We start from the raw sequence: 5,390 nt of genomic DNA, 5'->3' as shown, positions 1-5,390 counted from the left end.
TCGTTACGATCTCGTCGCAATTTTCGACCGTCGTGAGGCGATGCGCGATGATGAGGACTGTCAGATCAGCGGGCAAATCACCGATTGCCTCCATGACAGCTGCTTCGGTCTCATTGTCGAGCGCGCTTGTTGCTTCGTCAAAAACGAGCAAACTCGCCTGTTTATAGAATGCCCGCGCTATGCCTATTCGTTGGCGCTGGCCGCCGGACAATCGCACACCGCGTTCGCCGACCCGGGTTTCATAGCCCTTGGGCAAGTTTTCGATGAAGCCCGCCAAAGCTGCCTGCTGCGCTGCGTTGCGAACACGTTCAAGATCGATACCGGCGGGGTCGATGCCAAACGCTATATTCTCGGCGATCGAAGCGTCCGAAAGGAAGATACTCTGGGGGACATGGGCAATCTGCCTCTGCCAGGCACGTCTAGTGCCTCCATCAAGGGGCTTCCCGTCGATCTCGATAACTCCACTTGTCGGCTCGAGTAGGCCCATCACGAGATCGACTGTCGTGCTCTTCCCGCTCCCTGTCTTGCCTACAAATCCGATCTTTGCGCCCTTCACGATGGTGAGATTGAACCGTTCGATAACCGGCGGCTGATCGGGCGCGTAGCAGAACGATAAATCCTTCAGCACAATTGCCTGATTGAATGGCAAGCGGCTCGGCGGAGGTGCCTGTGCTTCTGCTGGGAGTGGCGCTTCGATCGTCTTAAGAACCGCTTCGACGCCGGCGATATTGCCTAGCACGAGCGCCCAGTTTGCATAGATCAATTGCATCAGGGGCACTAGACGCTGCGCGCCAAGGGCAAACGTTCCCAGCATAGGCAGTACCTGCCCGGCGTTGTTTGTCCTTGTGATCAGGAAGTAAGCAAGTGCGGCGATGATCACCATCCCAGTGGCTTCGATCGCGAATCGAGGAGTAGCGGCCGCGAGAGCGTTCCCCGAGTAAGCGCGCTGTAAATGCCTGTCGAGTTCTTCGAAACGGGAAAGGAAGTAGGGCTGAGTGTCATTGATGATGACATCGCGAATGCCACCCAAGCCCTCTTGCACGGACCGAATGTCTTCCGCCTGCATTCGCTCTATCGTGCGGGCATTCGTCTTGAGATGTTTGCGAATGAAGAGCGACATGGCGAGATAGGCCACACCCAATCCGGCAAAGATCGCAAATGTGATGAATGAGCTCAACGCGAACATCGCCGCAACGACGAACACGCTGATGATCGCTCCCCCAACCGCTTGGAGGATCGGGAGGAGAACGTTCATGTTGATGATGTGGACTTGGCGAAGTGTCGCCAGCACCGAACTGGAGCTATTCGATAAGTGATAGCTGTAGGGTTGGTAAAGTGCGCGCTTGTAAACTCTCACGGCGATCTCGTGCCCAAGCGAAAAGACAAAAGCATGAGTCGCTCGCGAGAGCAGGATCCGCACCACCCCAGCGATCACTACCACTACCGAAAATAGCGACAGCAAGGGCAGAAGGCTGTCGCTCGAACTGGCCGAACCGAAACCCTGCAATTGGCGTCCGATCCATGACTGACCTATTGAATCGGGATCGGTGATCTTGGCCAGAAACGGCAAGAGGGCACCGAGCGTCGCGGCCTCAGCGATAGCGCCGAAGGACATTAGAACCAGAAGACCGAAAAACTGGCGGCGCCGGCGCCTCGATAGCTGCGCCCACAAGCGCCGAAGCGCGTCGGTCGTGCTGTCTAGGGTCTGGGTTCCGCTCAATGCCAAGGTATCGCCCGCATTCTCGACGTTCATTGCGCATGGGCGCCACAAGGAAACAAGTCGCATGTGGCGCCAATTGACAATTTCTGATCTCGGATCGTCAAAAGCCATCCACAAGCTGGACCATTCAGGGCAGCTTCGAACGTGCAATTGTGATATCTCTGTACTACTAGCAGCGAGGAAAAGGCGATTCTAAGTAGGAGCCGTCAGTTGGGCGCCGATCGGTTCTGGCAGTCCTTGGGTCTCTGCCTGACTGGGCTAGGGGCGGCGTTTCTGCTCTTTGTCGCTGCTTATCCCCTCGGCCTCGTCCAGGCCTATCCGACACCCCCCGCGGAGGCTATTGAGGGACCGCTTGGGTTTGAGAAGAAGATAGAGGATTTGAACGGCCTTTATCGCGAAGCGAATGAGCCCAAGCAGGTCTATCTTGAGCGCCTGACAAAGGCTGTCGCGGGCGGCGTGGTGCATTACTGGACGGAAGGGGACCGTTGGGCGGCCACTGACGCGCGCTATACGAAGATCAGCGTTTTCGACAACTACGTCATCTGGCTGCTCGGTCGGCTTCCTGCATACCACGACAGCTTTCAAAATTACGAGTTTTTGACACCCCGAAAGGCCTTAGATCGCGGTTACGGCTTTTGCTCCCAGGCCTCAAAGATTGTCTATTCAATCCTTACGGAACAAGGCATTCCAGCGACGATATATAGCGCGGAGCAGCACACGATCGTCGAGGTCGATGGTAATGTTCTCGATTCCGATTATGGCGTCCTAGTACCCCATCCTCTGGCTCTTGTAGAAAGGGATCCGTCGATAGTCGATTCCTACTATTCGGACTACGAAGATATGCTGCCTCTTTTGCATGGAGCCTACGGTCAACCTTGGCATCAGCTTGGAACGCCAGAAGGCTTTCAGAGTGCCCGTTCTTACGAGACAATTTTCGACCGGCTGAAGTGGCTTCCGCCAGTCATGCTGCTGCTCATCGGCGTGTTGTTGGCAACTAGCGGGCTGCTTCGGCGCCGACCGTTCGTTTCTGCCCCGAAAATCTTTGCCTTCGGTCGTTCGTCCAATCGTGGAGCTTAGGGAGTGCTTTGCGCTTGCTTGAGGTCTATGCCTATGGCATGCGACGGCTAAATCGGAAGTCGGCGGCGATAGAGTCTCGATGAATTATGCTCCAGCAAAGACATCCGCTGTCGTTCCTTCGACGGCCATCGCCAAGAGCCGCCGTAAGGGCGTACTTTTTGTGATCGGATCGCTAAACCTTGGCGGCACGGAGAGCCAACTCGTACTGCTCGCCAAGGAACTGGCATGCCGAGGATGGAGGGTCGAGGTTTTTGCGCTTACGCCGGTAGGCGACGTACTGGCCGAACCTCTGACCCGAGCCGGCATACCAATTTTCTATGGCCGCCACCGACCGAATTCCCTCGCCGCCGGTTCAAAGACGTCGCCGGGTTTGAAGGAGTTGATGGTCCTCCTGGCCGCGGCCACTTGGGTTTTCAGGCGGGTGGCTTGGACACGACCGGGCGTGGTCCATGCTTTTCTGCCGCTGACAAATTTCCTCGGCGCCCTGGCCGGACGGTTAGCGTTGGCACCGCTTATCGTCACATCTCGACGCGGCCTCGGCAGCCATCAGGAACGCTGGCCTTGGCTAAAATGGATGGATCGGTTCGCTAACCGTTTTTCCGATTTCGTGGTTGCGAACTCTCTCGCTGTCGCGGCAGACACGGCGGCGCGGGACAACTACAGCATCAACCGCATCAAAATTGTCGCAAACGCCCTCGATTTAAGCCGGTTCGACAATATCGGCGATCGTCGCAATGGGACCCGGGCTCGACTTGGTCTCGCCCCAGATGACGTGGGCATCATCATTGTCGCCAATTTGATACCGTATAAAGGTCATGACGATCTAATCGAGGCGATTGCCCTTGCGAGCAAAGTGCACCCGAACATCAAGCTCTTTATGGCCGGGCAGGACCGGGGAATCGGATCGGCTCTGGCGCAGAAGGCTGAAAGCCTCGGCATCGGGCGCAAAGTGCAAGCTCTCGGAGTTCAGAGCGATATCCCTGGTTTACTCGCTGGTATGGATGTTGGCGTGATCGCGTCCCATGAGGAGGGCTTTTGCAATGCCTTGATGGAGAAACTGGCGGCCGGTCTCCCGGTAGTCGTCACAGACGTAGGCGGAAATCCGGAGGCAGTCTCAGGCCTGCCAGGATGTGTTTTGGTACAACCTCATGCTCCCACTGATCTCGCTCGAGGTTTGCTGGAAATAGTAGACCGTCTGCCAGAGCGCAAAACGGACCAGGAGTTTCGCCAACGGACAATGCGCCAGCGCTATTCGATTGAGGCTATGGCCGACGCCTATGAAACCCTCTACCTCACGGGGAAATGAATGAGCGGCGGGGTTGCTGATGTGGATCGCTCACTAGGCCCAGCATCGTCGCTGCAAACGAACCTGGTGAACCTTTCTGCCGGCTTCTGCGCTTTCACAGTCGTTGTATATCAGGCCTGGTTCATGCCTTTCTCCCTGCCCTTGTTCACCGGGCGAGATGGCTATCTCAGGTTGGCCTTGTACGCCCTCTATGGCGTTGTACTCATCGTCTCTTTCGCAGTGGTAGTGACGCGGCGTGACGTGCGCAAAGCTATTTCGCCGCTGGCAATCGGCGCCGTGGTGGCGGTCGTGCCAATCGCTCTGCATCCTCTTGGGATCGTCAACAGGAGCTATTTGACAACTCTTGCTCTTGGTGGCTCTGCACTCACTCTGATGCTTACGTTTGCGCCTCCGATTGTGCTGCGGCTGTCCGCTTCGGTTACGGCCCTCAATGCTATCGTTTGCTTCTTGGATGTGCTCTTCACCCATGGCTTTACCACTACAGTTGGCCGCGCGGCGGGGTTAGCAGTCAACCCGAATGTGGCCGCTGCGGGACTCTTGCTCGGCGGCGCGGCGAGCTATCGCGCCGTACCTAAGGAATGGCGCCCAGGTTTTCTCGTCCTGGTTGGGGGGGCGCTTTCAATCACCTTGTCCCGCTCCACTATTCTTGCCGCCGTCGCCACCGTCTTCCTTCCAAGTGCTGCTGGCATCTGGCAATACTATAGAGCTGGCCGAAGATTGCGGATCGGCACCGCTGCTTGGACGCGGGCTCTCGCCGTGGCTCTTGTGCTGCTATCGGCAACTTTCGTCGCACTGACCACTAACCGCTACTTTCGAGCTGCCATTAGCCAGTCTTTCGCAGGAGTGTTGGCCGTAAACACGGACCTTAGTGTGGCAGGCGAAGCTGTCGACACGTCGCTTGCCCGGCCAGCGGTTCCGATAGGACATCCTCCCCAAACAGATGACGCGAGACCGCTTTCGGTCGAGCCGCCCCAATTGGCGCCATCTAGAAACGTCCCAGCTCTACCCGAGGAAAGCTTGCCAGGAGATGTCGCCACTCCCCCCAAAGCGATTCCGTCTGCAGCAGGCGCGGCCAGGATCCAGGCCCTCAGCGAACGGCTGAGAGGTGAAGGTAAGAAGAATTCTATCTCGGCCCGAGCTCTGTTCTTGGAACGCGGCCTACTTGCATACCAGACAGGCGGTTTCTTTGGTCGTGGGCTGGAAGAGGCTCATGTCTTTGTTCCTCACAACACGTTTGTCCTTTTTGCTATCGCTTTCGGCCATATCGGCTGGCTAGTGCCACTCGGC

The 5,390-nt window shown here is 57.1% G+C and carries 4 protein-coding genes; 3 read left to right on the top strand and 1 reads right to left on the bottom strand.

The annotated features are described in order from the left end of the window. Positions 1–1,753: ABC transporter ATP-binding protein (locus EN781_RS24770; RefSeq protein WP_245492647.1), on the bottom strand; the 1,753-nt coding region annotated here is incomplete at its 3' end. 177 nt (positions 1,754–1,930) lie between these two features. Here EN781_RS24770 and EN781_RS24765 point away from each other — a divergent pair. The 3 genes from EN781_RS24765 to EN781_RS24755 all read left to right on the top strand — a co-directional run. After that, on the top strand, positions 1,931–2,797 hold the full coding sequence (locus EN781_RS24765) for a hypothetical protein (protein WP_126058867.1): 867 nt from the start codon (positions 1,931–1,933) through the stop codon (positions 2,795–2,797). A gap of 79 nt (positions 2,798–2,876) precedes the next feature. After that, the gene (locus EN781_RS24760; RefSeq protein ID WP_126058868.1) at positions 2,877–4,103 is read left to right on the top strand and encodes a glycosyltransferase; all 1,227 of its coding nucleotides are present in this window, start codon (positions 2,877–2,879) and stop codon (positions 4,101–4,103) included. After that, positions 4,104–5,390, top strand: a 1,287-nt coding sequence (locus EN781_RS24755; RefSeq protein ID WP_145965610.1) for an O-antigen ligase family protein, incomplete at its 3' end; no start/stop codon positions are given. It abuts the gene before it with no gap.

The sequence above is a fragment of the Mesorhizobium sp. M4A.F.Ca.ET.090.04.2.1 genome (assembly GCF_003999085.1).
In the GTDB taxonomy this organism is placed as follows: domain Bacteria; phylum Pseudomonadota; class Alphaproteobacteria; order Rhizobiales; family Rhizobiaceae; genus Mesorhizobium.
Note: the sequence above shows the minus strand (reverse complement) of the source record. Positions and strands in the feature narration are given on the sequence as shown.

Excerpts from the sequence above, each read along its gene's own strand:
- EN781_RS24760 (WP_126058868.1), top strand. The coding sequence starts at position 2,877 with ATGAATTATGCTCCAGCAAAGACATCCGCTGTCGTTCCTTCGACGGCC.